This window comes from Paraburkholderia tropica (genome assembly GCF_014171495.1).
Lineage (GTDB): Bacteria > Pseudomonadota > Gammaproteobacteria > Burkholderiales > Burkholderiaceae > Paraburkholderia > Paraburkholderia tropica.
Window position 1 is genome coordinate 1,427,201 of record NZ_CP049136.1, and the last position, 22,569, is coordinate 1,449,769.

The following is a 22,569-nucleotide window of genomic DNA, read 5'->3' on the forward strand; positions in this document are numbered from 1 at the left end:
TTACGGCGCGGCCTTCCGTTTCTGCGTGACGTCGCCCGCATCCTGCTCCGTGTTTTTCTCTTTGGCCCAGCCGGGGCCCGGATCGAACGACGTCATCGCTTCCGCTTGGGTCGCGGTATCGGGGCCCAGGTCGCGTCCGTAGACCTGGCCGTCATGGCTGACGAGGAGGGTCTTGATGCCGGTGTCGCCGTATCTGACCGGCCACGCCACCACGGCGAAGCCGCCGAACAACTGGCCGCGCACGAGGTAGCCGTAGGCGCCGCCTGGGGCGTGCGGTCCCTGCGAGGTGAGCAGCCTGTAGCGATAGCCGTAATAGCCCGTGCCGCGCACATTGCGCGCGCTGGCGGCGGCGAATTCCTCGCCGAGCGGGCTGGGTTCGGCGCCCGCGGCGGTCGGCCAGTAGAGGCCGTCCTGCTTGCCCGGCGAACTCGCGAGACGGCGCGCGTACACGTAGGTGTCGTTGCCGTCGTGATACGACGAGGCGTACTCGCGCTGCGCGTCGTAGATCGCGAGCAGGGTCTGGATCGCCGCGAGTTCGTTACGGCCAATGCGCCGGATGCGCATTTCCTCCGCGCAGGCGGCCATATCGAAATGCCAGCCGTGGCCGCCTTTGACGAGGGGGCAGGGGAAGGTCCAGCCGTCGTCGCCGACTGCGATATGCGCGCGGTGGCTGTCGTCGGTCTGGACCGAGTGGGCGACCTGCCATTCCTCGAGGAAGCGCGCGCGGATCTGCGCGCCTTCGGGTGGCACCAGACGACGGAAATCGGCGCCGAACAACGTCTGCAATTCGGTTTCGTTGTTGCGGGAGACGGCCTCGCCGAATGCGTTCATGGCGGCTTCGGGCGAAGCGAACGAGGCTTGCGCCGCGGCAGCGAGCGGCTGCGTCGGCACGAGAGCGAGCGCCGCCGTCACCGACGCCGCCGCGAGGAGGCCGGGCAGGACGCGAAGGCTGGACAGGTCGTTCATGGCTGGTTTCATGGTAGGGCTCCCTGGCGTCTAGCGTCTGCCGCCACCACGACCGCCGCCGCGCATGCCGCCGCCGCCGCTGCGCGTGCTGGCGCCGCCACCGCGATTGAAGCTGGACGACTGCATGCTCGACGTGCCGCGGCTGATGTCGCGTTGCGTGGCGCCGCCGCCACCGACGCCCTGAAATGCGCCGTCGCGTCCGCCCGCGCCGCCGATGCCACCTGCATCGCCCGCGCCTCCCGGCCGCCCGGCGCCGCCGATGCCTGCTGCACCGCCTGCGCCGCCAGGACCACCCGGCCGGCCCGCGCCACCCGCACCGCCTGCGCCGCCGACGCCACCCGGTCGTCCTGCGCTGCCAGCACCGCCGACGCCGCCCGGCCGCCCTGCGCCACCTGCACCGCCTGCACCGCCGACGCCACCCGGCCGTCCAGCGCCACCCGCGCCACCGGCGCCACCAGCGCCGCCGACGTCGCCACGGCCGCGATAGTCGCGCCGTCCGGCGCCGCCCGGCACGTCACGCGAAAACTTCTCGCGCGTGGCGTTGTCGCGGTACGACACGCCCTGACGATGGCCGGGATCGTGTTTCCACTTGCCGCCTTCGACATTGGTGCGATTGAAACTGCGATCCACGTTTCTGGCCTTGTCGACGTTGATGTTGACATCGCCGCCGCCCCAGTTGCAGTTGCCGAAGAGCGCGCCCGCCGCCGCGAGACCGACGCCCCATGCGAAGCCCGTCATCAGCGCGCCGCCGGGGTAGTACATGGGCGAGGGCGGCCAGTAATACGGCGGATACGCCGGATAGCTCCACGCGCCGTACACCACGGTCGGGTTATAGGCCGGCACGTAGATGACCTGGGGATTGGTGGGGTCGATACGCACGATCGTCGGGGCGCCTTGCTGAGGCGGCTGCTCGACGATCACCTGCTGCTGCTCGCTCGACTTGAGGTTGCCCGCATCCCTGGCGCGCGCGCGTAATCGCTGCACGGCGGCCAGCACGTCTTTTTCCTGGGCGAGAAAAGCGTCGCCGAGTTTTTGCGTCCAGTCGATTTTTTCGTTCATCGGCTCGAGGATCTGCGGAAACGCCACGAGCGATTTCACGCTCGTGTCCCACGGCTGATCCTGAACCGCCTTGACGGCTTCGTCGCCCTTGAGCTTCGGGTGCTCTTTCGACCAGCGCGCGGCATGCACGATTTCCAGCGGATAAGTCGACGCCATTAGCACCTGCGAGAGCACCGAGTCGGGATAAAGCGCGATTGGCGCCACCAGCGCCTCGATCTCTTCGGGTTTGTATGGCGCGGGCGGCGCGGGGGTTTGTGCGAGCGCCGCGGATGGCGCCGCGCTCACGAACGCGAGCATCAGCAAGCGGATCACGCCGTAGATTCGTTCAGTCCACGAAGTCATCGCCGCTCCTCCCGATGCCCAACCGAACCTGCCAATGCGAAGAACGCCACGCGACGCGGCCAGGAAGGGCTATTCGCCTAGTTTTGTCGTCGCGCGTGGCGGGGGCAATCGGACCAGAGTCCTATTGACTATTTGTGCGAGCACGCAAATGAATGTTGGTGTGCCGGCAGAGAAAAAGCGGAATGACGTTTCAGAATTCGGGTATTCGCCGGCCAATGGAGAGGTGTTTCTGAATGAGCGGTATTGAAGTTGTTTGCGTATAAACCCGGATTGCGCGGCGACAACGGTGCGGCGACTTAATGAAGCTAATAAAACGCAATGTGGTGTATCGCAATGTTCAACAATCGAGGTGAGAATCATGATCATGACCTGTACAAGTCGAAGACTGCTGGCGACCGTCGTCATTGCGTCGATCGGCATCGTGCCAGTCTATGGGCAGACCGGATCGCCGGGAATGAAACAAATGCAGGACGCACAACGAAAAGCGGGGGAAAAAGCCAGAACCAGCAAGCATTCGCAGGACGCGAATTCAGGTCAGCAGAAAGATACGGGCGGCAGCGTTCCAGCGTCGTCGCCGGGACAATCTCATTAGCGCGCAGTTAAATGGATGGCGGAATATGGTTTGCAAATATTTTATCGATTGCTCCATTTCCGTCATTTGTTCGTCATGTAAGCGCATCAGGTATTAATCGCCCGTCCGTAAAGTGATGCAATTAACACACGGAACTAAAAAAATTACCGAAATTTAAAATAAGTCGGTGGGTGGCATGATTTCTTTCGTATAATTTACCCGTACTGTCTCGATATAGTCAGTGCAACTCCCATTCAGGTGGTGTCGTGACGAGCGACATTCGCATGTCAAGCCGTGCCGGTTTCAGTACGTCATTTGCCACGTGCGGGCGACCGATTCACCGCACATCAAGAAGAAGCCGTTGGTCACCGTTGTGAACTCGTGAATATCGCGGCCAGCATGCAGGTTCTGGAGAGATCTCGCGCATCGTTGCATCGGGTATTTGCGTCAGGCTGAATTGCTGTCAGGACAGCTGATGAATTATGGGCGGCGTCGCAAATCCCATCCAGATCGCGCGTTCGGAGGGCACCATGTACGGAGAGAACGTGGGGAACGGAAAGCGCACATTCAGGCTCACGGGCCGGGGGCAGGGTCGTGATGACTGGCTTTCGTGGCTTTCCGCTGTTACCGGGCGGCTGACACAGCGGGCATTGCCGGACCAGTCGGCGCCACCCATGCTGCGCGGCATGATCGACGTGATGCCGTCCGCCGCGCTGGCGGTCGACGAGCAGGGAACGATCGTCGCCGCCAACGCGCGAGCCGCGCTGCTGTTCGGTTATTCGGCGGCGGAACTGAGCGTGTTGCCGCTGGACATGCTGGTGCTGCCGTCGCAAGACACGGATATCGCCGAGCCTGTCGGCACGTCGTGGGTGATGCGCGGCGCGCCCGGCAGTACGACGCGCCCGGCGGTCGTGCGCAAAAGAGATGGCAGTCAGCGCGCCGCGCAGGTCACCAGTTCCGTTTCGTTTGCAATCGAGCGCAGGCCGTACGCGGTGCTGGTGATCGACGCGCTGTGCGGCGAGGGCGATGAAGGCGACGCGGGCGACGTCGCAAGCGCTCAGGAGCCCGGCGTGCGTCGCGCCGGTCAGGCGCTCATGCATCACGATCAGGCGTCCGACGTCGGCGACATGGCGGCGGCGCTCGCGCACGAAGTCGATCAACCGCTCACCGCCATTCTGAGCAACGCGCAGGCGGCCAGGCGCTTTCTGGCGAGCACGCCGCCCAACATCGGAGAGATGCTCGAGTTGCTCGACGAGATCGTTTCCGATAGCACACGAGCGCACGCGATCATCCGCAAGATGCGGCAGTTCGGCAAGCGCGAGCAGAGCGAATTGAGCGCGATCGACATGGGTTGTCTCGTGCGCGATGTCATGCAACTGCTGCACCGCCGTGCGCGCGAACGCCACGTTGCGCTGAGTTCGCATATCGAGAATGGCTTGCCGATGCTGCGTGGCGACGCCGTGCAGCTTCAGCAGGTGCTCGTCAATCTGATTCTCAACGCGTTCGACGCCATGCAGGGCATGGCGCCCGCCGAGCGCGCGGTGTTCGTCAGTGTCGGCGCGGCGCCGGGCGGGCGTGGCGTTCGTATTGCGATACGCGACTGCGGCGACGGTGTCAGCGACGAGCAGATGGCCACGCTGTTCAAGCCCTTTTCGACCTCGAAACCGAACGGTCTGGGGCTGGGCCTGTCGATCAGCCGCATTATCGTCATGGGGCACGGCGGCCACATGTGGGCCGAGCGCAATCGTGAACGCGGCATGACCTTTCAATTCGAGCTACCTGCGGAGGGCGCGACCACGAATAGCGGCGCGCACGAGCCTCTATGAACACACCCCAATCTCTCGTGTTCGTCGTCGACGACGACGAGCCGATCCGCAAGGCCTTCAGTCGTCTGCTCGGTTCGGCGGGCTACGTCGTGCAGACCTTCGGCTGCGCCGGCGATTTCCTTGCATGCGCCGATCTGACGAGCCAGCCCGCGTGCCTGTTGCTCGACCTCGGCTTGCCCGATCTGAGCGGCATCGCGCTGCAGCGCCGGCTGCCGTGCAGGGTGCCGACCATCTTCGTCTCGGGCCATGTCGGCGCGCGCGCCGCCATCGCCGCGATGAAGGCCGGCGCCACGGATTTTCTGCTGAAGCCCGTGGACGAGGCGCCGTTGCTCGAGGCGGTCGAGCGCGCGCTCGCGCTTGCGCGGCAATTGTTCGAACAGCGCGCGCAGAACGCGGAAATCCAGCGCCGTGTCGCGCAGTTGACGCCGCGCGAGCGCGAAGTCATGGCGCTGGTGGTCGCGGGGCGGCCGAACAAACTCGTCGCCGATGAACTGGGTGCGGCGGAGAAGACCATCAAGATCCATCGCGCGCGCGTCATGGAAAAGATGCGGGCCGGCTCGCTCGCGGATCTGGTCCGGCTTGCCGAGCGCGCCGACCTCGACAGTCCGGCGGCGGAGCGTGGCGACGCACTCGCGGGCTCTGCGGAAGGGCGTCGGTTCGCCTGAACGCACGGATCGCGTACAGGTGGCGCACAAGCAGCGCATGGGCGCGCGATGCGGCCAGTCAACCACCGCGTTGCCCGCGAGCGGTGTCACGTCACGCGGCATTCGTGCATCGCGCATTCAATCTTCGCGCTTCGGCGGCATGACCTGCACGACGATGGTCCGGTTGTTCCAGAGGATGTTGTGAATGCGCGGCTGAAGCTTGCGCAGGGCTTCGGCGCTGAGTTTGTTGAAAGTCAGGATCACGGCGGGACGCTCTCCGGTGCCGGGCACGCGCTGGATCTCGTCGAACGGCGGACAGCCGTATCGGCCGAGAAACGCGTTGATCTCGTCCGACGAAATGTCCGCGTCGACATTTCCAATCCATAGTTCGCTCATCTTCGGTCTCCGGATTCGCCGCGCGCGGCGCGTCTAGAACGCGTCCGGCACGCGCTTGCAGGGGTGTTCGGGATCGACGTAGCCCGACGCCTTCTGCCTGCGCGGCAACACCACCTTCTCTCGCGGCACCTTGCGATAGGGAATCGTGGCGAGCAGATGCGTGATGATGTTGAGCCGCGCCCGCCGCTTGTCGTCGGAGCGAGCCACATACCAGGGTGAAAAGTCGAGATCGGTCTTCGCGAACATCTCGTCGCGCGCCCGCGAATAGTCGTACCAGCGGCTATACGAATCGAGGTCCATCTGCGACAGCTTCCAGGTCTTGCGCGCATCGTGAATGCGGCCTTCGAGGCGGCGCGTCTGTTCGTCGGAACTGACTTCGAGCCAGTACTTGATGAGTATGATGCCCGACGCAATGATGGCTTTCTCGACCAGCGGCACCGCTGCGAGGAATTCTTCGGCCTGCTTTTGCGAGCAGAAGCCCATGACGCGCTCGACACCCGCGCGGTTGTACCAGCTTCGATCGAAGATCACGACCTCGCCCGCCGCGGGCAGGTGAGGGAGATAGCGTTGCACATACATCTGGCTCTTTTCGCGCTCGGTGGGTGCGGGCAGCGCCACGATGCGGAACACGCGCGGACTCACGCGCTCGGTGATCGCCTTGATGGTGCCGCCTTTGCCCGCGCCATCGCGACCTTCGAAAACGATGCAGACTTTCGCGCCGCTCGCCACGACCCATTGCTGCAAGTGCGCCAATTCGACATGGAGCGGGAACAGCTCCTTCAAATAGGCCTTGTTGCTCATCTTTTCCGTTGCGCTCGCGTCCGGCTTTGCCGCGGATGTTGCCTCGCGCTTCGCCTCGGCCTGCCGTTGCGCTTTCGCTTCCGCCTTGGCAGTGCGCCGTTTTGCATGTCTCGACGATCCAGACATCGTGCGCTCCCAGAAAACCCTTCCTGTTCGACGGCGAGGCGTCGCGGCGACGGCTCGCGACGGTCATGGCTGAGAGCATGAACCGTGGTTCCGGGGCGGCACCATAGGACCTTGGTCCTATGGCCTGCCGCCGCGCGCTCGCGCGATGCCGTGCTGCCCGTTGCACGCTTGCGCGGGCTAGGACCAAAGTCCGATTGTTCGCGCCAGGGCGCGTCGCCATACTGAATCTGGTCGAATAGGCGACGCGTCCACGGCTTCGTTGGGCAGTGCCATTTTCCGGCGGCGGCCCATTGCCTGATCCGTCGTGCAGGCCATCACGGCGCGTCCTTTCCGATTCCAGCTCGAAAGCGGAACTTACGAGATCAACCTGAGGCAATCATGGCGCACGCTTGCAGGCATCAGAAGCCGCCGCTGCCATGGCGAACGGCGCCAGGCGGGGACGTGGCGAAAGGCGTCGGGTCGATGGTTGTCGTCGGTGCCGCGCTCGCGTTCGTCGTAGCCGGCGCCGGTTGCAGCAAGAAGCCGGCGGTGGCGGCCGCCGCGCCCGTTGAAGTCACGGTGACAACGGTGGCGCCCCACGATACGCCGGTCGATTTCGAATTTACCGCGCAGACCCAGAGTTCGCGCGAAGTGCAGATACGCTCGCGCGTCGACGGCTTTCTCGACCGCCGCATGTATGTGGAAGGATCGCTGGTCAAGGTGGGGCAGACCCTGTTCCAGATGGATCCCAAGCCGTTCGAAGCCGCGTTGCGCACGGCGCAGGGGCAACTGGCGCAGCAGCAGGCGCGACTGGAAGTGGCGAAGGCGAATCTGGCGCGCGTGAGACCGCTGGCGCAGGAAAATGCGTTGAGCAAGAAGGATCTCGACGACGCGATCGGCAACGAAAAGCAGTCGCGCGCCGCGGTGATTGCCGCGCAGGGCGAGGTCGATACCGCCGAACTGAATCTCAGCTACACGACGATCAAGTCGCCGCTGAACGGGCTATCGAGCTTCGCGCGGCAGCAAGACGGCAGCTATGTGACGTCCACGCAAAACGGCTTGCTGACTTACGTCTATCAACTGGACCCCATGTGGGTCAACTTCAGCATTTCGGAGAATCAGCAACTGCGCTACCGCGATCAGATCGCAGCGGGAACATTGCGCTTTCCGGCGAACCGTGCGTTTGCGGTGTCGCTGCAACTCGCGGACGGCTCGGTGTACAAGGGGCGCGGCGCGATCGATTTCGCCAATCCCGCGTTCAACACCGAAACGGGCTCCTTCCTCGTGCGCGCGGTCTTTGCCAATCCCGACGGCACGCTGCGCCCCGGCCAGTTCGTGCGCGCGCGGGTCTCGGGCGCGATTCGGCCCAACGCCATTCTCGTGCCGCAACGCGCGGTGCTTCAGGGCGCGAAGAGTCACTTCGTCTGGGTCGTGAATAAAGACGACAAGGCAAGCCAGCGCGTGGTCGAGGTCGGCGAATGGCACGGCAACGACTGGTTCGTGCTCGATGGCCTGAAAGACGGCGAGCGCGTCGTGGTCGACGGTGCAATCCGCGTGGTGGCGGACACGCCGCTGAAGATCGTGGCGAATCCCGCCGCGGCCACGGGGTCGGCGCCGGCTTCGGCTTCGGCTTCGGCGACCGCCTCGGCCAACTGAAAACTGAAGGGCGTTGACGATGAGCATCTCGCACTTCTGCATCGACCGGCCGATTTTCGCGTCGGTCATTTCGATCGTCATCACGCTCGGCGGCACGCTGACCATGCTGGCGCTGCCGGTCGCGCAATACCCGGACATCACGCCGCCGCAGATCACGATCACCGCGTCGTATCCCGGCGCGAGCGCGGACGTGGTCGCCAACAACGTCGCCGCACCGATCGAGCAGCAGGTGAACGGCGCGGACAACATGATCTACATGAACTCGTCGAGTTCGTCGACGGGGAATCTGACTGTCAACGCGTTCTTCGAGATCGGCACCAATCCGCAGCTCGCGCAGGTCGACGTGCAGAACCGCGTCAATCTCGCCTTGCCGCAGTTGCCGCAATCGGTGCAGGCGCAGGGCGTGCAGGTGCAGAAGAAGTCGTCGGCGTTCATGATGGTGATTGCGATCTATTCGCCCGACGAGCGCTACGACAGCACCTATATCGCGAACTACGCGAACATCTATGTGCTGGACGCGCTCAAGCGCATTCCCGGCGCGAACCAGTCGAGTATCTTCGGCACACCGGATTACGCGATGCGGGTCTGGCTCAAGCCTGACCGCATGGCGCAGCTCGGTATCACGGTGGCGGACGTGCAGCGGGCGGTGCAGAACCAGAACCAGCAGTTTGCGGTGGGACGTATCGGGCAGTCGCCGACGGGCGCGAAAGTCGAGCAGTCGTTCGCGGTGACCACGCCGGGCAGGCTGGCCCAGCCAGGCGATTTCGACAACATCATCCTGCGCGCGAGCAGCGAAGGCGCGGCAATTGTGCGGCTGCAGGACGTGGGCCGCGCGGAACTCGGGCAGAAGGATTATTCGATCCGCAGCCGCTACCAGGGCAAGCCGGCCACCATTATCGCGGTCTACCAGCAGCCGGGCGCGAACGCGCTCGACGTGTCGAAGCAGGTGCGTGCCGCGCTCGCCGAACTCAAGCAGTCGTTCCCCGAAGGGCTCGACTACAAGATCGCGATGGACACGACCGAGTTCACGCGCGCTTCGATCTCGGACGTCGTGCACACGTTCTTCGAGGCGCTCGTGCTGGTCGTGATCGTCGTGTACGTGTTCCTGCAAAGTCTGCGCGCGACGCTGATTCCGATTCTGGCCGTGCCGGTGTCGATCGTCGGCACGGCGATGGGCATGGCGCTGCTCGGCTTCTCGATCAACATGCTGACGCTGTTCGGCATGGTGCTGGCGATCGGTATCGTGGTCGACGACGCGATTGTCGTGATCGAGAACGTCGAGCGCAACATGACGGTGCACAAGCTCGGGCCGAAGGAAGCCGCCAAGCGCGCGATGGACGAAGTGGCCGGGCCGGTGATCGCGATCGTGCTCGTGCTCTGCGCGGTGTTCGTGCCGGTGGCGTTCGTGAGCGGCATTACCGGGCAGTTGTACAAGCAGTTCGCCATCACGATTGCGATCTCGGTGGTGATTTCGGGCATCGTGGCGCTGACCTTGTCCCCGGCGCTCGCGGCGATTCTGCTGAGTAGCTCGCACCATGAAAAGAAGGGTTTTTTCCGCTGGTTCGAGAACGCTTTCGGGCGCATGACGCGGGGCTATGTCGGGTTCGTGCATATCGCGATCCGGCGCTGGGTGCTCGCGCTGCTGCTGTTCGCGGGGATGATCGCGCTCGCGGTCGTGATGATGAAGACCATTCCCTCCGCTTTCTTGCCGCCCGAGGATCAGGGCTATCTGCTCGGTGCGGTGACCATGCCCGACGCCGCGAGCCTCGACCGCACGGGCGCGGTTTCGGATCAGGTGGCCGGGTATTTCATGAAGCAGGACGCGGTGAGCGGCATTGCCACCGTCGATGGCTACAGCCTGCTCGACGTGCAGAACAAGAACAACGCGAGCACGTTCTTTGTCGGGCTCAAGGGTTTCGACGAGCGCTATTCGTCGGGTCACGCGAGTACGCAGAATGCGCGCGCGGTGCTGGTCGACGCGTACAAGGCGCTGTCGTCGATCAAGGAGGGGATTGTCATTCCGGTCAATCCGCCTTCGATTCCGGGCCTGGGTACCACGGGCGGCACCGAGGTGTGGATCCAGAGCAAGGGCGACGCGACCATCACGCAACTCGCGGAAGTGGTGCGCGAGTTCGTCGCGAAGGCGCGGCAGCGGCCCGAGCTTGCGCGCGTGACGACCACCTTCAATCCGAATTCGCAGCAACTGCTCGTCGACGTGGACCGCGAGCGCGCCGAAACACTTGGGGTGCCGGTGGAAGACGTCTATAGCGCGATGCAGACCATGTTCGGTTCGCTCTACGTTTCGCAGTTCAACCGATCGAGCCGTCTGTGGCAGGTGATCTTGCAGGCCGATCCGACGACGCGCCTGCGCCCGGACGATCTCGACCGCATTTACGTGCGCAGCAAGACCGACACGATGGTGCCGCTGCGCGCCGTGGCGAATTACCGCTACGTGACCGGGCCGGACCTGCTCACGCGCTTCAACAATTTTCCGGCGGTGCTCGTCACGGCCAACGCGGCGCCGGGCTACAGCTCCGGGCAGGTGATCGGCGCTCTGGAAGAAATCGCGGCGGCGATGCCCAACGGCTTCGGCGTGGCGTGGAGCGGCGAAGCCTACGAGGCGCGCAAGTCGGGCGGCACCTCGGGCTCGGTGTTCGTGTTCGGGCTCATCATGGTGTTCCTGATTCTCGCCGCGCAATACGAGAAGTGGTCGCTGCCGATCGGCGTGCTGATGGCCGTGCCGTTCGCGCTGTTCGGCGCCTTGCTCGCGATCCTGCTGCGCGGCCTTGAGAACGACATCTACTTTCAGATCGGGCTCACGATGCTGGTCGCGCTCGCGGCGAAGAACGCGATCCTGATCTTCGAGTTCGCGGTAATGAACCGCGAGGGCGGCGCCTCGGTGCTCGACGCGACGATCGTCGCCTCCGAGGAGCGCTTGAGGCCGATCGTCATGACCTCGCTCGCGTTCATTCTCGGCTGCGTGCCGCTCGCGATCGCCACGGGGGCGTCGGCCAACAGCCGCCATTCGATCGGGACCGGCGTGATCGGCGGCATGCTGGGCGCGACCGTGATTGCCGTGTTCTTTATCCCGATGTTCTATTACCTGCTCGAAACGATGTCGTCGCGCCAAAGCAAGGGCACGGCGGCGCCGGGCTCGGGCGATGCGTCGGGCGGCGCTTCGGGCAATGCCTCGGGTAATTCCTCGGGCAACCCGGCGGGCAATGCCTCGGGCGGCGCGGCGGGCGCGCCGGAAGGCACGCCGTCCGCGCCGCGTGGAGACGATTGACATGCGCGCGTCCGCTCATGGGCCCGTTCATGCGCCCAAACATGCGCCCAAACATGCGCCCATCGTCGCGCGCCGGCTCGTGCCGCTGCTGGCGCTCGCGCTGAACGCCTGCCTGCTCGGCCCGGACTACGTGCGGCCCAACGTCGAGGTACCCGCGACATACCGGTTTGCGAGCGGCGAAATGCTCGAAGTCGCCGATACGGTCTGGTGGGAGCAGTTTCAGGAACCCGTGCTCGATCAACTGATCGCCACGGCGCTCGAACGCAATCGCGACGTGAAGATCGCGGCGGCGCGCATCGACGAATTCGCCGCGCAGGTGCAGATCACGCGCTCGGCGTTCTTCCCGCAGGTGGGCGCGGGCTTCACGGCTTCGCGTCAGCGCGTCTCGCAGATTGGCGGCTTGCCGTTGCAGCCGGGCATCGATCCGGTCTACAACGCGTTTTCGCCGACGCTCAGCGCGACGCTGAATCTCGATGTCTTTGGGCGCACGCGCCGGCTGACCGAGGCTGCGCGCGCCGATCTCGCCGCGACCGAGGAAGGGCGGCGCGAGACCATTCTCACGCTGGTGGCGGCGGTGGCGGGGTCCTATATCAATCTGCGCAGCCTCGACCGGCAACTGGAGATCGCGCAGGCGACGGCCGCGAGCCGCGCCGATTCCGTGCGGGTATTCACGCTGCGTTTCTCGCACGGCGTCGTCTCGCAGATGGAACTGGCACAGAGCCAGTCGGAATACGAGGCCGCGCAGGCGACCATTCCGGTGATCGAGATGCAGATCGGCCAGCAGGAGGACGCGCTGTCGGTGCTGCTCGCGCAGAACCCCGGTCCGATTCCGCGCGGACGCGAACTGCGCGCCATCGCGCTGCCCGCCGTGCCCGCGGGCGTGCCGTCCGATCTGCTGTCGCGGCGGCCCGATCTGCTCGCGGCGGAGCAGAACCTCATCGCCGAAAATGCGCGCATCGGCGCGGCGCGTGCGCTGTATTTTCCGGACCTTTCGGTGTCGGGGATGATCGGCTCGGCGAGCGCCGTGTTTTCGAGCCTGCTGACCGGGCCGGCCTATATCTGGTCGGTGGGCGGCGCGATCGCGCAGCCGCTGTTCACCGGCGGCAATATCGCCGGGCAGGTGCATCTGGCCGAAGCGCGCGAGCAGGAGGCGCTGTACACGTATCTCGATACGGTGCAGAAAGCGTTGCAGCAGGTCGAGGACGCACTGATCGCCTTGCAGAAAAGTCAGGGCGAACTGGTCGCACAGGGACGTCAGGTCGATGCGCTGGCGGTCTACGCGCGGCTCGCGCGCAAGCGTTATGACGCGGGTTACACCAGTTATATCGAGGTGCTCGATGCGGAGCGCAGTCTCTTCAACGCGCAACTGACGCACACGCAAACCGAGTCGGCGGTGCTGACGTATTACGTCAGTCTCTACAAGGCGATGGGCGGCGGCTGGGTGACGCACGCCGAGCGCATGACGATGCCCGCGCCCGCAAGTGGCGCGTCGGCGACCGAAGCCGCGCGGACGCAGGCGGGCGCCCCGGCGCTTGCCGGTGCCGCGAGCCGCTAATTGCGGATTGCCGATTGCTGATCGCTATTCACACACGCGTGCGTGCCGGTTGCGCTCATATCGGCGCTTATCCGCTCGATGCTGCCCATGCCGCTCGCTCGCGCGATGGGCGGCTTCCTGCACGGCACGCACGGAGGCCGTCAGGAACAGGCCCGTCAGCACCGGATCGGGGCAGGCCGGGCACGACGTCGCCGATGCAGCGAGGCAGCCGGAGGTCGAGGTGGGCACGACGCCGTCATCGCGGTGAACGCATGGAAGTTGAGGGTTTCCACGCCGGGCAACATCGCCAGCGTGAATGGGTGCGCATGACGCGTCACCCGCCGTGGTCAGCGCAGCGTCACGGCTGCTGATCCGGCGCCTGTGGCGGGCGCGTTTGCGAGGCGCAAGGCGTCGGAGTCTGCGCGGGAGTCTGCACGGTTATCGGCGAGAGGTCCGGCGCTTGGTCCTCCCCGGCGTCCTGCGTCCGGAACTGCGGCTGATCCCTCACCCAGCGCCAGAAAAGCTGGTAGCCGACCGCGAGCATCACCGGCCCGATGAACAGCCCGATGACGCCGCCCGACACCATGCCGCCGAGCGCGCCGATCAGCACGACGGGCATCGGCACCGCAACGCCGCGCCCGAGCAACAGGGGCTTGAGCACGTTGTCGACGAGACCGGCGACGAACACGTAGCCGGAAAACACGATGGCCGCCGTGCTGACGCCTTCGGTGACGAAGACGAAGATGATCACGGGCACGGTAATCAGCGTGGCCGGCAACTGCATGATGCCGATCATCAGCACGGCGAGCGCGAGCAGCCCCGCGCCGGGAATGCCCTTGACGATGAAGCCGACGCCGATCAGCAGCATCTGGATGAACGCGATCCCGACGACGCCCTGCGCCACCGCGCGAATCGTGGCGGTGCAGAGATCGGTGATCTGCACGCCGTTGTCCGGGCCGGAGATGCGCGAGGCGATTTGCACGGCGCTCTCGTGGCCTTTTTCGCCATAGGCCATGAGGATGCCGGACACGATCAGCGCCGCGAAGAACACCAGCATGCCCATGCCCAGGCCGGTCACGGTGCCGAGCAGCGCGCGGCCGGCGTCCCGGAACTGCGGTGCGTACTTCTGCGCGAGGCCCGCGATGTCCGTGGACGCCTGGAGCCAGATGTCGTAGACCCGCTTGCCGACGAACGGCCAGTTCAGCACCGACTCGTCCGGCGGCGGCACGTGGACGCGGCCGCTCTTGAACACGGCCATCGCGTTGTCGATCGATTCGGCGACGGCCACGCCCAGCAGATAGGTCGGCACGATCACGATGACAAACGCGCCGAAGACGATCAGCGTGGCGATCAGGCCGTCGCGGCCCGGCATCGAACGGCGCAGCCGGATCTGCAGCGGATAGAGCGTGATCGCAAGAATCAGCGCCCACACCATCAGATTGAGAAACGGGACGAAGATGCGGAAGCAAACGATGGCCAGCACAGCGATGAGCGAGGCGCGAATCAGCACGTCGAGCAGCGCTCTGGACAGAACCCGCTGGGTGGACGGTGTTAGAAGCATCGGTTCTTCTCCTGCCGGGTCGCCACGGAATCGGTGCCGACGCAAGACGGCCGCGCCCGTTTCCCCGGTGGCGCGTCCTCACTTTCGGATCGTGCCGCGCGCGGGACAGCGGGGCAATTGGACTTTGGTCCCATAGCATTCCCGGCAATTCTGTCGGAGCACGGCGGCCGATCAGAAGCTCGTCGTAAAACCGAACGAGGCTGCCGGAAGCCTGGCGAAAGCCTGGCGGCCGGTGCGAGGCAATCGGACCAAGGTCCTATTTCGCCGGCGCCTGGTTGCGCGTAATCTGGATCGACGAACTCTGACTCAAGCTTCGGACAAAACCGCGATGCATGCCGTACTGAGTGGATTCGCCGCGCTGGTCGCCGACATCGCCGCGTTGACGGCGGCGCCGTTCGCGCCCAGGCGGTCGCCGCGCGAGGCGCTGCGCTTCAGAATGCACGGTCATATCGCCAGGATGCCCGGCCGGGCGCGCCGGCGACGCGTTCGAGGAGACCATTGATAACGATCGATACGATCGATCAGACGCGCCTCGCGCTTACAGACGGGTCAATTTCACGGCTGGCGCGGAGTCGTCTTTGGACTGCGTCATCCTCGGCTGCCCATCGATCGACGACTGCGAAGCCGTGGCCGCACTCGCGGCAGGTCGCATATCGGCGGCTGGCGCGGTTTCCTGCTGGGCAGGTCGGTTTATCGCGCCGCCGACGAGTACGCCCGTCGAGGCGAGAAAGACCGCAAGCAAAAGGGCGAATGCCATAAGACGTACCTCATCGAGTGGATGGCGGTGCTGGCGGCTCGCATCGACGGATGCCGTCGCGCGTCAATCGATGCCCTGCTGGTGTATTCGAACGATTTCATCGGCATGCTCGGCGTGCAGAGGGGAGCTTGACGCAACACGACGCTCGACATGCACGCCGCAAACGCGCAGGAGGGCAACGGGAGCGATCGTGATGCGCGCCGTCGTGCTCGCCGTCGTACTCGCCGTCGTACTTTGACTCCCTTCAGCCTATACGCGCAGGCCGACCGCGTGTATCGGACTTTGGTCCGATAACCGGCGCGAGATCGCGCGTAAGTCGGCTTGACGCAGGCGACGCGGTCCCCGGCTTGGGTGCTGTGTATCGTGCGAAAAACCGGCAAAACGCCAATCGTGTCGCGCGACGGCGATGACGCGAGATCGAAAAAAGCCAACCTCGAAAGCGCCTGCGCCGCTCGCGAAGGCGCGTAACGAAATGCCCGCCTTATCGGACGAAAGTCCCATAGCGCACGCCCTGTTTCGCGCATAGCCTGATGGTTCAACCCTCGTTCCCGCGCGGCAACGCCATGCCGGAGGTTGCTCGCTCCCCCCATGCAAGCGAGGCGATATGAAAAAGTACGAGAGTGCGGATAAGCTTCAGCGTCGCGAGACGATCCGCAAGATGGCATTTCTGCTGTCGGACAGCGGCGCGCTCGACGACTGGGAGGCGGTCAGACGCGCACTTGCCGCGCGCTTCGACGCGCTGGATGTCGATCGTGTGCTCGCCAGTCCCTTTCTCCGCCTGATTCTGGATCAGCGTTGTCGTGCGTGCAGCAATCGGGGCACAGATCACGAAAGTGCGTTCCCGGCGGATCAGGACGACGAAGCCGCCCCTGGCGCCGCTCCAATGGATGACTTCGCGTCCGCCGGCATGAGCACGCCGGTGCGCCATCAGCCGCCGGATGATGCGTGTGCCGCGGCGCGCTGGACGGCTCAGCCGTGCCTCGCGGGCGACATTGCCGCGCTGCTGGCGGACGGCCGCAAGCTAACGGCCGCGCAACTGGCGCGGGAAATCGGCGCCGCCTTGCGCGACATTCAGAAAGCCCTTCAGTCGATGCTGGCCTGCGAAGAGGTACACGTTGCGCAACGCACGCCACGCGGTGCCGGCGGCCGCAGCGCGCGGATCTTTGCGATCGGCGGCGATACGGTCGCCGGCTCGACATCGAGCTGGGCCAAGGCTGACCCGGTCGTGCTTCGCGCCATGGATGCCCTGGTTCGTCACGGAGAGCCGTGAAGCCGGATGCGCACGATCATCTGCGTTTGAGCGCGAATCAATACCTGATATCGTGCGTTGTCGGGCGTCGTCGTGAAGAGGTGCCGCGCCCGTATGCCGATTGTCGTGCCGCTGATCTGAAAGAAGAAAAATGAAAGCGTCATTCGCGCACGACCGGCCGGCATGCACCGATCGAGCCACTTGAGCCGCGCTGATCTGCGTGGAGATACGCTATGAAAAGTTTGCCGAGATGCTGTTCGACGCTTGCTGCGTCGGCCATATTGCTCGCGGGCTGCGCAGCCGGCGGCGTGCAGCAGGGCGGGCCGCATCTGACGCCCACGGAGTGTCGCGACCTGGCCGCGCTCGGAAGCAGTGCGCCGCCGACGAAGGCACAACGCCAAAGCGAGCTTTCGGCGTTGAGGAAAGCGGGCTACGACCCCTCACCCTGGAATGACGACCCTTATTATCCGGACGACTTGCAGGAGGCACAACGTCTCGTCGCCCATTGGCGCGAAACGGACTGCCAGAATTTGCCGGCACAGTGAGAACCGCACCAACGGCACGCGTTGCCGCCCGGGCGCAAGGATGCCACGCGAGGTGGCTCGGCGTGACGGGGGAGACCATGAAAACTCAGGATTTCGAGGACGTGATTCGCGAAATCGCCGCGTTGACGGCAACGTCGGAGGAAGTCGTTGCGCAGATGTACACCGAAGCGTTAGAGCGTTTTCGCAAGGATGCACGGGTTTTCGACTATATACCGCTGCTCGCTGAGAAGCGCGTGCGCGAAGCTTTGAGGATCGCATCGAAGATCGCGGATCAATAGAGACCTTCGGGGCGATCTTCGTAGCGATCAGGCAAAAACCGGCGCGGCGATTTCGCTCAATAGAAAACGAGTCCGGATTTCCCGGTGCTCACGCGTGTGCCAGCCTTGCCCTCGGTAATCGCCACGATATCGGCCAGCGCGCCGATCACGGCGTCTTTGCCGGTGTTGCGCGCGAACTCCGCGGCCGCCATGATCTTCGGGCCCATCGAACCGGCCGCGAAGCCCAGTTTCTCCAGTTCGTCGGGATGCGCGCTCGCGATCGCCTTTTGTGACGGCGTGTTCCAGTCGACGTACGCGGCGTTCACATCGGTGGCGATGATCAGCATGTCCGCCTGCAACTCCTGCGCGAGCAGTGCGGAGCACAAATCCTTGTCGATCACGGCCTCCACGCCGCCCAGCTTGTGGCCTTCGCCGTAGAGCGTTGGAATGCCGCCGCCGCCCGCGCAAATCACGATCGTGCCGCGCTCCAGCAGCCATTTCACCGGACGGATTTCGAAGATGTGCTTCGGTCGCGGACTCGCCACGACGCGGCGGAACTTGTCGCCGTCGGGGGCGATGGCCCAGCCGCGCTCGACGGCGAGTTTCTCCGCTTCCTCCTTCGTGTAGACCGGGCCGATCGGCTTGCTCGGATGCTGAAACGCCGGGTCGTTCGCGTCCACTTCGACCTGGGTGAGCAGGGTCGCAAACGGCACCTCGTACGGCAGCAGGTTGCCGAGTTCCTGCTCGATCATGTAGCCGATCATGCCCTCGGTCTGCGCGCCGAGCACGTCGAGCGGGTAGCCGGGCACGTCCTTGCAGGCCTCGCCTTGCAGCGCGAGCAGGCCGACCTGCGGCCCGTTGCCGTGGGCAATCACCAGTTCGTTGCCCGGCGCGATCTGCGCGATCTGGGTGGCCGCGAGGCGCACGTTCTCGCGCTGGTTCTCCGCTGTCATCGGCTCGCCGCGACGCAGCAGCGCGTTGCCGCCAAGTGCAATCACGATTCGCATGTCTGACTCCCAAAGTTACCTGTCTCGGTGAAACCGGGCGCGCGTGCGCCGTCGAGCGGTGAGGCTCAAATGTCGGCGAGCGTCGACACGAGAATCGCCTTGATCGTATGCATGCGGTTTTCCGCTTGCTCGAACGCCAGATTCAGCGGCGATTCGAACACTTCCTCGGTGACCTCCACGCCCCCGCTGAGCGCGGGATACTTGTCGGCGATCTGTTTGCCGATCACCGTTTCGCTGTTGTGGAAGGCAGGCAGGCAATGCATGAAGCGCGTGTGCGGCGTGCCGCTCGCCTTCATGAGCGCCATGTTCACCTGATACGGCAGCAGCGCCTTGATGCGTTCTCCCCACGCTTCCATGGGCTCGCCCATCGAGACCCACACGTCGGTGTGCACGAAATCCACCGCTTTGACGGCGGTTTTCGGGTCCTCGGTCAGCAGGATGCGCGCGCCGCTTTCCTCGGCGAACTTCTTGCAGTCAGCCACGAGATCGTCATGCGGCCAGAGCGACTTCGGCGCCGCGATGCGAACGTCCATGCCGAGCTTCGCGCCGATGAGCAGCAGGGAGTTGCCCATGTTATTGCGGGCGTCGCCGAGATACGCGTAGCTGATCTGCGTGAGCGGCTTGTCCGAATGCTCGCGCATCGTGAGCACGTCGGCGAGCATTTGCGTGGGGTGGTATTCGTCGGTGAGGCCGTTGAACACCGGCACGCCCGCAAACTTCGCCAGTTCCTCGACGATCTCCTGGCTGAAACCGCGATACTCGATGGCGTCGTACATGCGGCCCAGCACGCGCGCGGTGTCTTTCATGCTTTCCTTGTGGCCGATCTGCGACGAAGTCGGATCGATATAAGTGACGTTTGCGCCCTGGTCGTAGGCCGCCACTTCGAACGCGCAGCGCGTACGCGTCGAAGTCTTTTCGAAGATCAGCGCGATGTTGACGCCCTTGAGGTGCTGTTGCTCGGTGCCCGTGTATTTGGCGCGTTTGAGGTCGCGCGAGAGGTCGAGCAGATAACGCAGCTCACGGGTGCTGTGGTGCATCAGACTAAGCAGACTGCGGTTGCGCAGGTTGAAAGCCATGTCATTTCTCCGTTTCGAATGCAGCGCAAATGCGGGTCATCAGGTCAAAGACAGTGGGTCGATATCGACCTGTGGGCCATCGGTTAATACTCCACGGCGTCGCGCATGATCGGGCAAGTCATGCAGTGGCCGCCGCCGCGCCCGCGGCCCAGTTCGCTCGCCGTGATCGTGATGACCTCCACGCCGGCTTTGCGCAGCAGCGTATTGGTATAGGTGTTGCGGTCGTAGCCGATTACCACGCCGGGTTCGACGCACACGACGTTGTTGCCGTCGTCCCATTGCTCGCGCTCGGCCGCGAACGCGTTGCCGCCGGTTTCGACGACGCGCAGCTTCTTCAAGCCCAGCGCTTCGGCCACGACGTCCACAAAGGGCTTTTCTTCGCGGCGCAGATCGAGTTTCGTGGGGCTCTTGTCGTCGGGGCGGATCGAGAACGGCACGATCTCGTTGACCACTTCCGGAAAGATCGTCACGAGATCGCGGTCGCAGAAACTGAACACGGTGTCGAGATGCATGGCCGCGCGCAACTTGGGCAGCCCTGCTACGACGAGGCGCTTCGCGCCGCCCTTGACAAACAGGTTCTGCGCGAGCGCGCCGATCGCCTGGCGACTCGAACGCTCACCCATCCCGACCAGCACGACGCCATTGCCGACAGGCATCACATCGCCGCCTTCGAGCGTGGCCGCGCCGTGGTCTTCGTCGGGATCGCCGTACCAGACCTGAAAGTCCTTGTTGGCGAATTCCGGGTGATAGCGGTAGATGGCCGTGGTCAGCAGCGTTTCCTGACGGCGCGCCGCCCAGTACATCGGGTTGAGCGAGACGCCGTTATAGATCCAGCAGGTCGTGTCGCGTGTGAAGATCGTATTGGGCAGCGGCGCAAACACGAAACTCGAATAGCCGAGGTAGTTGCGGAACTCCTTGAGGATCTTGCTTTGATCGGTGTCCGGCAGATCTTCGGCCACCACGCCGCCAATCAGGAATTCCGCGATCCGGCGCGGCTCCAGACTTTCGATCCAGCTACGCACCTCGCCGGCGAGCGAGACGCCCACCATCTCGGGACGAATCTTGCGATCGAGAATGTACTTGAGCGCTTCCGGGTGCTGCACCGTTTCGGTTAGCAGGTTATGCATCTCGAGGACATCCACGCCGCGTTCGCGCATCTTCGTCACGAAGTCGAAGTGGTCGCGCTTTGCCTGACTGACCCAGATGACGTCGTCGAATAGCAGCTCATCGCAATTGCTGGGTGTGAGACGTTGATGCGCGAGGCCAGGGGAGCACACCATGACCTTGCGCAGCTTGCCCGCCTCGGAGTTGACGCCAAAGGCGACGTTATCCGTACTCATTTGAGACTCCTCGAATCAGGATCACAGGGAGAGAAAGCCCTTGTACAGGCCGAAAGCCGCGATCAGCGCGCCGAGCAGTACCGCGGCGAAGACGAATTTTTCGACGGTCGTGAAGACGGGCAAGCCGACTTCACGCTTCGCCCGCGCGAAGAGAATCACGCCGGGCGCATAGAGCAGCGCGGAGAGCAGCACGTATTTGAGGCCGCCCGCGTAGATGAGCCAGACCGCGTAGACCACGGCAATGAGCGCGACGACGAGGTCCTTGCTGCGCTCGTTGTTGCGCTCGCCGCCAGCGGTGTCATAAGTCTCGCCGCGCGCTGCGATGAGGAATGCGTAGGCCGCCGACCAGAAGTAGGGCAACAGGATCATCGAGGTCGCGAGATAGATGAGCGAGAGATAGGTGCCCTTCGAGAACAGCGTGATGACGAGGAAGATCTGGACCATGCCGTTCGTGAGCCACAGCGCGTTGGCCGGCACGTGCTTCGCGTTTTCCTTGCGCAGGAAGTTCGGCATGGTGTGATCGCGCGCCGCCGAGAAAATAATCTCGGCGCACAGCAGCACCCACGAAAGCAGCGCGCCGGCGAGCGAGACGACGAGGCCAACGCTGATGAGAATCGCACCCCAGTGGCCCACCACGCGCTCCAGCACGCCGGCCATCGAGGGATTCTGGAGAGCCGCGAGTTGCGGCTGGGTCATCACGCCGAGCGAAAGAATATTCACGAGCACGAGCAGCAGGAGTACGCCGACGAAGCCGATGACGGTCGCCTTGCCGACGTCGCTGCGATGCTCGGCGCGCGCCGAAAAGATGCTCGCGCCCTCGATGCCGATGAAAACCCACACGGTCACGAGCATCATGTTGCGCACCTGATTTGTCACGCTGCCGAGCTTGGGATTCAGTTGACCCCAGAAGTCGGCTGAGAAGGTGCCGGAGCGGAACGCAAATGCACAGAGGATGATGAAGAGGCACAGCGGCACGATCTTGGCCACCGTGGTGATCAGATTGACGTAAGCCGCTTCCTTGATGCCGCGAAGCACCAGAAAATGCAGCGACCAGAGCAGTACCGAAGAACAGACGATGGAGATCGGCGTGTTGCCCTCGCCGAACACCGGGAAGAAGTAACCAAGCGTACTGAACAGCAGAACGAAGTAGCCGACGTTACCGAGCCAGGCACTGATCCAGTAGCCCCAAGCCGAGCCGAAACCCATATAGTCGCCGAAGCCGGCCTTCGCGTACGCGTACACGCCGCCATCGAGTTCGGGCTTGCGCAGCGCCAGTGACTGGAACACGAAGGCAAGCGTGAGCATGCCGACCGCGGTAATCGCCCAACCGATCAGCACCGCACCGGCATCCGCACTGACCGCCATATTCTGTGGCAGAGAGAAGATACCGCCGCCAATCATCGATCCCACGACGAGGGCGGTGAGTGCGCCTAAACGAAGTTTCGTGGCGGCGGCGGGCGCTGCAACGCGCTCGGGCGTCGCGGCGGGGCGAGGTGTAGACGTTGAGTCGGACATGGATGCCTCCTGCGCGCTTGGCTGTTGCCGATTTCAATTGAGCGTGCCCGGCGTGGCGAATCGAAATTTCATGAGA

20 protein-coding genes are annotated in these 22,569 nt (G+C 64.4%); 9 read left to right on the plus strand and 11 right to left on the minus strand.

Annotated elements, in window-relative coordinates; all coding sequences use genetic code 11:
- Both G5S35_RS29925 and G5S35_RS29930 read right to left on the minus strand, forming a co-directional pair.
- Positions 1-978, minus strand: a complete 978-nt coding sequence (locus G5S35_RS29925; RefSeq protein WP_237181601.1) for a DUF2950 domain-containing protein — start codon at positions 976-978, stop codon at positions 1-3.
- A gap of 18 nt (positions 979-996) precedes the next feature.
- Positions 997-2,367, minus strand: a complete 1,371-nt coding sequence (locus tag G5S35_RS29930) for a DUF3300 domain-containing protein (protein ID WP_183039693.1) — start codon at positions 2,365-2,367, stop codon at positions 997-999.
- 358 nt (positions 2,368-2,725) lie between these two features.
- Between G5S35_RS29930 and G5S35_RS29935 the strand changes: the two genes are divergently transcribed.
- The 3 genes from G5S35_RS29935 (at position 2,726) to G5S35_RS29945 (ending at position 5,429) form a co-directional block, all read left to right on the plus strand.
- On the plus strand, positions 2,726-2,959 hold the full coding sequence (locus tag G5S35_RS29935) for a hypothetical protein (RefSeq protein ID WP_124263139.1): 234 nt from the start codon (positions 2,726-2,728) through the stop codon (positions 2,957-2,959).
- A gap of 653 nt (positions 2,960-3,612) precedes the next feature.
- Positions 3,613-4,764, plus strand: coding sequence for an ATP-binding protein (locus tag G5S35_RS29940; RefSeq protein ID WP_183039694.1), 1,152 nt, complete (start codon positions 3,613-3,615; stop codon positions 4,762-4,764).
- Complete coding sequence (locus G5S35_RS29945; RefSeq protein ID WP_074983547.1) at positions 4,761-5,429, plus strand: response regulator transcription factor; 669 nt, start codon at positions 4,761-4,763, stop codon at positions 5,427-5,429. The genes G5S35_RS29940 and G5S35_RS29945 overlap by 4 nt, the downstream gene beginning before the upstream one ends.
- A 117-nt stretch (positions 5,430-5,546) precedes the next feature.
- On the opposite strand, the gene G5S35_RS29950 is transcribed toward G5S35_RS29945, so the two are convergent.
- Positions 5,547-5,804 (minus strand): RNA-binding protein, encoded by a 258-nt coding sequence (locus G5S35_RS29950; RefSeq protein WP_065062408.1) that lies wholly within the window; start codon positions 5,802-5,804, stop codon positions 5,547-5,549.
- A gap of 33 nt (positions 5,805-5,837) precedes the next feature.
- A complete protein-coding gene (ppk2, locus tag G5S35_RS29955) occupies positions 5,838-6,605 on the minus strand; it encodes a polyphosphate kinase 2 (RefSeq protein ID WP_234774639.1) in 768 nt (255 codons plus the stop codon).
- Between the two features lie 588 nt (positions 6,606-7,193).
- On the opposite strand from ppk2, the gene G5S35_RS29960 reads away from it, so the two are divergent.
- The 3 genes from G5S35_RS29960 to G5S35_RS29970 are packed head-to-tail and all read left to right on the plus strand — an operon-like array spanning position 7,194 to position 13,207.
- Entirely contained in the window at positions 7,194-8,366 is a 1,173-nt protein-coding gene (locus G5S35_RS29960; protein WP_074983551.1) for an efflux RND transporter periplasmic adaptor subunit, read from the plus strand.
- Positions 8,367-8,385: 19 nt separating this feature from the next.
- Positions 8,386-11,652, plus strand: coding sequence for an efflux RND transporter permease subunit (locus tag G5S35_RS29965; RefSeq protein ID WP_183039695.1), 3,267 nt, complete (start codon positions 8,386-8,388; stop codon positions 11,650-11,652).
- A 1-nt stretch (position 11,653) separates the two neighbouring features.
- Entirely contained in the window at positions 11,654-13,207 is a 1,554-nt protein-coding gene (locus G5S35_RS29970; protein WP_183039696.1) for an efflux transporter outer membrane subunit, read from the plus strand.
- A gap of 337 nt (positions 13,208-13,544) precedes the next feature.
- Here the strand turns inward: G5S35_RS29970 and G5S35_RS29975 are convergent, their stop codons facing one another.
- The gene (locus tag G5S35_RS29975) at positions 13,545-14,747 is read right to left on the minus strand and encodes an AI-2E family transporter (RefSeq protein WP_080180514.1); all 1,203 of its coding nucleotides are present in this window, start codon (positions 14,745-14,747) and stop codon (positions 13,545-13,547) included.
- A 538-nt stretch (positions 14,748-15,285) separates the two neighbouring features.
- Positions 15,286-15,504, minus strand: a complete 219-nt coding sequence (locus G5S35_RS29980) for a hypothetical protein (RefSeq protein WP_074983555.1) — start codon at positions 15,502-15,504, stop codon at positions 15,286-15,288.
- 604 nt (positions 15,505-16,108) lie between these two features.
- Between G5S35_RS29980 and G5S35_RS29985 the strand changes: the two genes are divergently transcribed.
- The gene (locus tag G5S35_RS29985; RefSeq protein WP_183039697.1) at positions 16,109-16,774 is read left to right on the plus strand and encodes a hypothetical protein; all 666 of its coding nucleotides are present in this window, start codon (positions 16,109-16,111) and stop codon (positions 16,772-16,774) included.
- Here the strand turns inward: G5S35_RS29985 and G5S35_RS29990 are convergent.
- Complete coding sequence (locus G5S35_RS29990) at positions 16,759-16,938, minus strand: hypothetical protein (protein ID WP_156773647.1); 180 nt, start codon at positions 16,936-16,938, stop codon at positions 16,759-16,761. The two genes, G5S35_RS29985 and G5S35_RS29990, sit on opposite strands and share 16 nt — an antisense overlap.
- A 48-nt stretch (positions 16,939-16,986) precedes the next feature.
- On the opposite strand from G5S35_RS29990, the gene G5S35_RS29995 reads away from it, so the two are divergent.
- Complete coding sequence (locus G5S35_RS29995) at positions 16,987-17,298, plus strand: DUF4148 domain-containing protein (RefSeq protein ID WP_065058390.1); 312 nt, start codon at positions 16,987-16,989, stop codon at positions 17,296-17,298.
- A gap of 77 nt (positions 17,299-17,375) precedes the next feature.
- On the plus strand, positions 17,376-17,576 hold the full coding sequence (locus G5S35_RS30000; protein WP_065058391.1) for a DUF3562 domain-containing protein: 201 nt from the start codon (positions 17,376-17,378) through the stop codon (positions 17,574-17,576).
- A 56-nt stretch (positions 17,577-17,632) separates the two neighbouring features.
- On the opposite strand, the gene arcC is transcribed toward G5S35_RS30000, so the two are convergent.
- From arcC to arcD, 4 genes are all read right to left on the minus strand, one after another.
- Positions 17,633-18,562, minus strand: a complete 930-nt coding sequence (arcC, locus tag G5S35_RS30005) for a carbamate kinase (RefSeq protein ID WP_110327432.1) — start codon at positions 18,560-18,562, stop codon at positions 17,633-17,635.
- A gap of 65 nt (positions 18,563-18,627) precedes the next feature.
- A complete protein-coding gene (locus tag G5S35_RS30010) occupies positions 18,628-19,638 on the minus strand; it encodes an ornithine carbamoyltransferase (protein WP_065058393.1) in 1,011 nt (336 codons plus the stop codon).
- A gap of 83 nt (positions 19,639-19,721) precedes the next feature.
- Positions 19,722-20,978: an arginine deiminase gene (gene arcA, locus G5S35_RS30015; RefSeq protein WP_074983563.1), complete on the minus strand. Its 1,257-nt coding sequence runs from the start codon at positions 20,976-20,978 to the stop codon at positions 19,722-19,724.
- 21 nt (positions 20,979-20,999) lie between these two features.
- A complete protein-coding gene (arcD, locus tag G5S35_RS30020; RefSeq protein ID WP_074983564.1) occupies positions 21,000-22,493 on the minus strand; it encodes an arginine-ornithine antiporter in 1,494 nt (497 codons plus the stop codon).
- Between the last annotated feature and the right edge of the window lie 76 nt (positions 22,494-22,569).

Excerpts from the sequence above, each read along its gene's own strand:
- G5S35_RS29925 (WP_237181601.1), bottom strand. The coding sequence starts at position 978 with ATGAAACCAGCCATGAACGACCTGTCCAGCCTTCGCGTCCTGCCCGGC.
- G5S35_RS29930 (WP_183039693.1), bottom strand. The coding sequence starts at position 2,367 with ATGACTTCGTGGACTGAACGAATCTACGGCGTGATCCGCTTGCTGATG.
- G5S35_RS29935 (WP_124263139.1), top strand. The coding sequence starts at position 2,726 with ATGATCATGACCTGTACAAGTCGAAGACTGCTGGCGACCGTCGTCATT.
- G5S35_RS29940 (WP_183039694.1), top strand. The coding sequence starts at position 3,613 with ATGCTGCGCGGCATGATCGACGTGATGCCGTCCGCCGCGCTGGCGGTC.
- G5S35_RS29945 (WP_074983547.1), top strand. The coding sequence starts at position 4,761 with ATGAACACACCCCAATCTCTCGTGTTCGTCGTCGACGACGACGAGCCG.
- G5S35_RS29950 (WP_065062408.1), bottom strand. The coding sequence starts at position 5,804 with ATGAGCGAACTATGGATTGGAAATGTCGACGCGGACATTTCGTCGGAC.
- ppk2 (WP_234774639.1), bottom strand. The coding sequence starts at position 6,605 with ATGAGCAACAAGGCCTATTTGAAGGAGCTGTTCCCGCTCCATGTCGAA.
- G5S35_RS29960 (WP_074983551.1), top strand. The coding sequence starts at position 7,194 with ATGGTTGTCGTCGGTGCCGCGCTCGCGTTCGTCGTAGCCGGCGCCGGT.
- G5S35_RS29965 (WP_183039695.1), top strand. The coding sequence starts at position 8,386 with ATGAGCATCTCGCACTTCTGCATCGACCGGCCGATTTTCGCGTCGGTC.
- G5S35_RS29970 (WP_183039696.1), top strand. The coding sequence starts at position 11,654 with ATGCGCGCGTCCGCTCATGGGCCCGTTCATGCGCCCAAACATGCGCCC.
- G5S35_RS29975 (WP_080180514.1), bottom strand. The coding sequence starts at position 14,747 with ATGCTTCTAACACCGTCCACCCAGCGGGTTCTGTCCAGAGCGCTGCTC.
- G5S35_RS29980 (WP_074983555.1), bottom strand. The coding sequence starts at position 15,504 with ATGGCATTCGCCCTTTTGCTTGCGGTCTTTCTCGCCTCGACGGGCGTA.
- G5S35_RS29985 (WP_183039697.1), top strand. The coding sequence starts at position 16,109 with ATGAAAAAGTACGAGAGTGCGGATAAGCTTCAGCGTCGCGAGACGATC.
- G5S35_RS29990 (WP_156773647.1), bottom strand. The coding sequence starts at position 16,938 with ATGCCGGCCGGTCGTGCGCGAATGACGCTTTCATTTTTCTTCTTTCAG.
- G5S35_RS29995 (WP_065058390.1), top strand. The coding sequence starts at position 16,987 with ATGAAAAGTTTGCCGAGATGCTGTTCGACGCTTGCTGCGTCGGCCATA.
- G5S35_RS30000 (WP_065058391.1), top strand. The coding sequence starts at position 17,376 with ATGAAAACTCAGGATTTCGAGGACGTGATTCGCGAAATCGCCGCGTTG.
- arcC (WP_110327432.1), bottom strand. The coding sequence starts at position 18,562 with ATGCGAATCGTGATTGCACTTGGCGGCAACGCGCTGCTGCGTCGCGGC.
- G5S35_RS30010 (WP_065058393.1), bottom strand. The coding sequence starts at position 19,638 with ATGGCTTTCAACCTGCGCAACCGCAGTCTGCTTAGTCTGATGCACCAC.
- arcA (WP_074983563.1), bottom strand. The coding sequence starts at position 20,978 with ATGAGTACGGATAACGTCGCCTTTGGCGTCAACTCCGAGGCGGGCAAG.
- arcD (WP_074983564.1), bottom strand. The coding sequence starts at position 22,493 with ATGTCCGACTCAACGTCTACACCTCGCCCCGCCGCGACGCCCGAGCGC.